The sequence below is a fragment of the Methylobacterium sp. P3_A11 genome, assembly GCF_056403155.1.
The window spans coordinates 1-4,989 of the sequence record NZ_JBFUGA010000190.1 but is presented as its reverse complement, the minus strand read 5'-3'; the positions used below and the strand labels follow the sequence as shown (position 1 = coordinate 4,989).

At 69.8% G+C, this 4,989-nt stretch carries 6 protein-coding genes and 1 pseudogene; 6 read left to right on the top strand and 1 reads right to left on the bottom strand.

The window, feature by feature from the left end; genetic code table 11:
* The first annotated feature begins 266 nt into the window (after positions 1–266).
* Positions 267–1,067 carry a DUF937 domain-containing protein gene (locus tag AC1DXK_RS30075; RefSeq protein ID WP_457107104.1) on the top strand — a complete coding sequence of 267 codons (801 nt, stop codon included), beginning with the start codon at positions 267–269 and terminating at the stop codon, positions 1,065–1,067.
* Between the two features lie 73 nt (positions 1,068–1,140).
* Positions 1,141–1,458, top strand: coding sequence for a cupin domain-containing protein (locus AC1DXK_RS30070; RefSeq protein ID WP_457107103.1), 318 nt, complete (start codon positions 1,141–1,143; stop codon positions 1,456–1,458).
* Positions 1,459–1,554: 96 nt separating this feature from the next.
* Here the strand turns inward: AC1DXK_RS30070 and AC1DXK_RS30065 are convergent, their stop codons facing one another.
* Positions 1,555–1,995 (bottom strand): hypothetical protein, encoded by a 441-nt coding sequence (locus AC1DXK_RS30065; protein ID WP_457107102.1) that lies wholly within the window; start codon positions 1,993–1,995, stop codon positions 1,555–1,557.
* 71 nt (positions 1,996–2,066) lie between these two features.
* On the opposite strand from AC1DXK_RS30065, the gene AC1DXK_RS30060 reads away from it, so the two are divergent.
* From AC1DXK_RS30060 to AC1DXK_RS30045, 4 genes and pseudogenes are all read left to right on the top strand, one after another.
* Positions 2,067–2,606, top strand: a complete 540-nt coding sequence (locus tag AC1DXK_RS30060; protein ID WP_477299642.1) for a hypothetical protein — start codon at positions 2,067–2,069, stop codon at positions 2,604–2,606.
* Positions 2,607–2,893: 287 nt separating this feature from the next.
* Positions 2,894–4,198 carry a serine hydroxymethyltransferase gene (gene glyA, locus AC1DXK_RS30055; protein WP_457107100.1) on the top strand — a complete coding sequence of 435 codons (1,305 nt, stop codon included), beginning with the start codon at positions 2,894–2,896 and terminating at the stop codon, positions 4,196–4,198.
* A 102-nt stretch (positions 4,199–4,300) separates the two neighbouring features.
* Positions 4,301–4,819, top strand: a complete 519-nt coding sequence (nrdR, locus tag AC1DXK_RS30050) for a transcriptional regulator NrdR (RefSeq protein WP_457107099.1) — start codon at positions 4,301–4,303, stop codon at positions 4,817–4,819.
* Positions 4,816–4,989: pseudogene (locus AC1DXK_RS30045) on the top strand (bifunctional diaminohydroxyphosphoribosylaminopyrimidine deaminase/5-amino-6-(5-phosphoribosylamino)uracil reductase RibD); the annotation flags it as partial. The gene nrdR and the pseudogene AC1DXK_RS30045, both read left to right, overlap by 4 nt.

The following is a 4,989-nucleotide window of genomic DNA, read 5'->3' as shown; positions in this document are numbered from 1 at the left end:
CCGTACGGTCGACCGGCTGGAGGGGGCCGGCCCCCGGGGCCGTGCGTCCCCGGGAGCCGCGGACGTGACCCAGCCGGCGCCGTCCCTGCCGGCGAGCCACGCCCATCCCGAGCCGCTGAACTGAGTCCGCGGTCGCGCCGGCGCGGCCCGCCGGCCCCGATGCGGGCGCCGGACACAGGTTCCGCGGGTAAGAACTGGTATTTCCCTGCGCAAAGGATCACGATGCCCTGTCCCGGCCGGTCCGACGGGGACAGGATCGAGGCGTCATGTTCAACCCGCTCGAGATGTTTCAGGCCCAGGGCGAGGCCGGGCTCCAGACCATGGCCCAGCAATTCGGTCTGACGACCGAGCAGACCGCCCGCGCCTTCGAGGCGCTGATGCCGGCCCTGACCCTGGGGCTCCAGCGCAGTGTCGGCATGGATCCGACCGGCTTCGGCCGGATGTTCGGGCTGGAGGCGGCCCGGCCCACGGCGCCGCAGGGATTCGATGCCCTGGGCCAGATGTTCGGCTCGGCCCAGCTGATGCAGGCGGTGCTGCGGCAGGCCTCCGCCACGAGCGGCGTCGGCGCGCAGGTGCTGCGCCAGATGCTGCCGATGATGGCGGGCGCGGTGGTGGCGAGCATCGTCCATGTCATGCTGAACCAGCCGCAGGCCGAGACCGCGCAGGCACGACCGAGCGCGCCGCCGCCGCCGGTGCCGTTCCCGTTCGGCCCGGCCTGGGCCGAGATGGCCAAGGCCTTCCTGCCCGCGGCCGCGCCCCCCGCCCCGGCGGCGAGGCCGGCCCCCAAGGCGCCGCAGGCCGCAAAGGCGTCGCAGGCCGCCGCGGGCGAAGCGGGCTCCGACATGTTCCAGCAGATGATGCGCACCGGGGCCGAGGTTCAGGGCAACAACATCCGGGCGATGCAGGAGTTGTTCGAGACCTTCTGGCCCACCTCCGGCGCGCCGCCCGCGGGCGGCGGGCGGACGGAGGCGCCGGCGCGTCCGGATCCGGCGCCGGCCCAATCCCCGGCGGCCGAGTCCACGGCGGCAAGGAGCCGGCGCGGTCGGCCGCCCGGCGGGACCGGTTGACGCAGGGATAGGATCCGGGTGGGCGTTGACCCGGCGGACCGAAGCGGCACCCTCGCGGCGAGGAGACCTGCCGATGAGCGACCACCTGACTGCCTGGGACGACCGCGCCGAGAGCGTCGGCGGCAACGGCGTCGCCAAGCGCACGATCCCGGGCTCCGGCGTCAGTCTCGTGCGCGTCGTGGTCCCGGCGGGGATCTCTGCGCCGGCCCACAGCCACGAGCACGAGCAGTTCGTGCAGGTCGTCTCGGGCTCCGGGATCCTGGAGACCGAGCAGGGGCGCAAGGCGTTCTCGGCCGGCAGCGTGTTCCACTTCCCGGCCGGGGCGTGGCATGCGGCCGCCTTCGAGACCGAGACGGTGCTGATCGAGACGAACCTCTTGACGGTGGTCTGAGATGGATCCGGCGGCCTTGGATGGCCCTGCCGAGGTTCTCCGGCCTCGCCGAGGTTCTTCGACCGGGTCAGGCCTGGCGCTGAGGATGATCCCGGATCATTCCGGTCCGGGGCCGCGCTGCCGCTCGAGTTCCTCAGCCTTGGGCAGCATCTCGCGCGCGTACTGGACGGCCTGATCGGCCGTCATCAAGCGACCGTCCTCCGGATAGAAGGCGAGCCCGCCGACCAGTTTCACGCAGGCCGTGACCGCCATCAGGGCGCCGATCGATTCCGCGATGGTGCCGAAGTAGAACGCGTACACGCACGGCCAAGAGCCGTCGAAGTCGGTCTCCGGATAAGTGTCCTTCAATTCCGAGAGCGGCATGCTCGAGCACTCGAAGCCCGAGGCCCGGCCCCGCCGCGTGGCCGGCAGATGCCCCGACGAGGCCGGCGGAATCGCCCCACCGCGCAGTTGAAGATCGAAACCGAGCGCGTCCAGGCCGGTCTGCCATTCCGATACGCTGGCAAGCGGTCGCGGACACAGGGCGTACGCTTCCATACTCATGCGACCAAGACTCCCGTTGTGACGGCGACAGAGACGCGGCTCTTGACGGAAATGCCGCGGAGGAGATGGATCTCGATGACGGGGACGCGGTCGTCGACACCTACGCCGGCCCGCAAGGCACGGATACGGCGCGGCGACAGGCCCATTTCACCGGTCTTGATGTCCCAGATCGCCCGGATCGGCGCCGCGCTGGTTCAGCCATCCCGGAGAAGAACATCCGTCCGGATGCTGCCCGACAAGCCGTGGCGGACGATGTCTCCCGCGACGAAGCTCTGCTCGACGCCGTGCCGGCCGATCCCGGGAAGATCCAGCTCGCGCAGGCGGGCCGCGAGCGTCGCGTGGATCTGAATTCCGTAGAGGAACCCTTCTCCCGGCCCGGTGCTCTCGACGACTTCCTTCAGGACATCAAGGATCTCATCGGTCTTGGCATCAATCCGAGAATCGCCCGTCCTGTCCTTTCGCGTGACGACGAACGATCCGCCTCCGCCCGACCATCGGCCGGCACTGTCTCTCGGCTGATCATGACGAAACCCCGCTTTGATCTCGAGAAGACGCAGGGTGATGAATGCAAGACTGAGTCGAAGCCATGCGGTGCGGCAATCTAGCACCCGATCACGTCCGTCACTTTGCATGACCACGCCTCGCCTGTGTTCATGTTTCATTCCATGAACGTTTTCCTTTTGTCAAGAATATTAGAGGTTTAATAGGAACATGGACCTAGCAACCGCCGGTCGGCGGCGCGGCGCCCGTGCGGCAAATTATTCTTTGCGCGCATCCAAATTGCCTGTGCTTGGCCTGAGGGTTCGGCGCGTGTAGGAATCGACGCTCGAACGCCCGCCCGTGCACGCCGACGAAAGGCCGGGCATCGCCCCTACCAGAACAGAGGCAGACCATGAGCGCCGGTACCGCCGCCGACAAGCATTTCTCCAACAGCTTCTTCGCCGCTCCGCTGACCGAGGTCGATCCCGAGATCGCCGAGGCGGTGGCCAAGGAACTCGGCCGTCAGCAGCACGAGATCGAGCTGATCGCCTCGGAGAACATCGTCTCCCGCGCCGTGCTGGAGGCCCAGGGCTCGGTGCTGACCAACAAGTACGCGGAAGGCTATCCGGGCCGGCGCTACTACGGCGGCTGCCAGTTCGTCGACATCGCCGAGGACCTCGCCATCGAGCGCGCCAAGCGTCTGTTCGATTGCGGCTTCGCCAACGTGCAGCCGAATTCCGGCTCGCAGGCCAACCAGGGCGTGTTCCTGGCGCTGATGCAGCCCGGCGACACATTCCTGGGCCTCGACCTCGCCGCCGGCGGCCACCTCACCCACGGCGCCCCGCCGAACGTCTCGGGCAAGTGGTTCAAGCCGGTCTCCTACACGGTGCGCCGCGAGGACCAGCGCATCGACATGGAGCAGGTCGCCGCCCTCGCGCAGGAGCACAAGCCGAAGGTGATCATCGCCGGCGGTTCGGGCTACCCGCGCCACTGGGACTTCGCCAAGTTCCGTGAGATCGCCGACTCGGTGGGCGCCTACTTCATGGTCGACATGGCCCATTTCGCGGGCCTGGTCGCGGCCGGCGTGCATCCGTCGCCGTTCCCCCACGCCCACGTCGCCACCACGACGACCCACAAGACGCTCCGCGGCCCGCGCGGCGGCATGATCCTGACGAACGACGAGGCGCTGGCCAAGAAGTTCAACTCGGCGATCTTCCCCGGCATCCAGGGCGGCCCGCTGATGCACGTCATCGCCGGCAAGGCCGTGGCCTTCGGCGAGGCGCTGAAGCCCGAGTTCAAGATCTACGCCCGCCAGGTGGTGGAGAACGCCAAGGCGCTCGCCGACACGCTGATCTCGGGCGGCTACGACATCACCTCGGGCGGCACCGACAACCACCTGATGCTGGTCGACCTCCAGCGGAAGGGCCTGACCGGCAAGGCGGCGGAAGCCGCGCTGTCGCGGGCGCACATCACCTGCAACAAGAACGGCGTGCCCTTCGACACGCAGAAGCCGACCATCACCTCCGGCATCCGGCTCGGCACCCCGGCCGGCACCTCCCGCGGCTTCGGGGTCGCCGAGTTCAAGCAGATCGGCGGATTCATCGTCGAGGTGCTGGACGGGCTCGCCGCCAAGGGCGAGGCGGGTGACAGCGCAGTCGAGGCCGATGTCAAGCGCCGCGTCCACGCGCTGACGGACCGGTTCCCGATCTACGGCTGAGGCCCGAGCGGAGCCGGCCTTCCGAGCCGGCCCCGAGTGGATTAGGACACGGCCGCGGATCCGATCGGTCCGCGGCCGTTTCCATGCCCGAGTGCCAGACCCATGCGCTGTCCCTATTGCGGCGGCTCCGAGACCCAGGTGAAGGACTCGCGGCCCTCCGAGGACGGCGCCGCGATCCGGCGCCGTCGGGTCTGCCCGGATTGCGCCGGCCGGTTCACCACCTTCGAGCGGGTGCAGCTCCGCGAGGTCGTGGTGCTCAAGCGCTCGGGCAAGCGCGTGCCCTTCGACCGCGACAAGCTCCAGCGCTCCATCGACGTGGCCCTGCGCAAGCGCACCGTCGAGCCGGAGCGGATCGAGCGGCTGGTCAGCGGCATCACCCGGCAGCTCGAGAGCGCGGGCGAGCCGGAGGTGACCTCCGAGGCGATCGGCGAGCTGGTGATGGCGGGGCTGAAGGGTCTCGACGACGTCGCCTACGTGCGCTTCGCCTCGGTCTACAAGAATTTCCGTGAGGCCAAGGATTTCGAGGCGCTGCTCGGCACGCTGGGCGACGGCACCCTGCCGCCCGGGGCCGAGCCGGAGCCCGGGGCGGCCCCGGGCCGACACCGCGCCGGGCGCCCATGAGCGACGATGCCCCCTTCATGCGCCTCGCCCTGGCGCTGGGGCGGCGGGGTCTCGGGACCACCTGGCCGAACCCGTCGGTGGGCGCCGTCGTCGTCGAGCCCCGGACCGGGCGCATCCTCGGGGCCGGGGCGACGGCGCCGGGCGGCCGGCCGCACGGGGAGCCCCTGGCC

Coding starts and splice junctions, on each gene's coding strand:
- AC1DXK_RS30075 (WP_457107104.1), top strand. CDS start 267: ATGTTCAACCCGCTCGAGATGTTTCAGGCCCAGGGCGAGGCCGGGCTC.
- AC1DXK_RS30070 (WP_457107103.1), top strand. CDS start 1,141: ATGAGCGACCACCTGACTGCCTGGGACGACCGCGCCGAGAGCGTCGGC.
- AC1DXK_RS30065 (WP_457107102.1), bottom strand. CDS start 1,995: ATGGAAGCGTACGCCCTGTGTCCGCGACCGCTTGCCAGCGTATCGGAA.
- AC1DXK_RS30060 (WP_477299642.1), top strand. CDS start 2,067: ATGGATCTCGATGACGGGGACGCGGTCGTCGACACCTACGCCGGCCCG.
- glyA (WP_457107100.1), top strand. CDS start 2,894: ATGAGCGCCGGTACCGCCGCCGACAAGCATTTCTCCAACAGCTTCTTC.
- nrdR (WP_457107099.1), top strand. CDS start 4,301: ATGCGCTGTCCCTATTGCGGCGGCTCCGAGACCCAGGTGAAGGACTCG.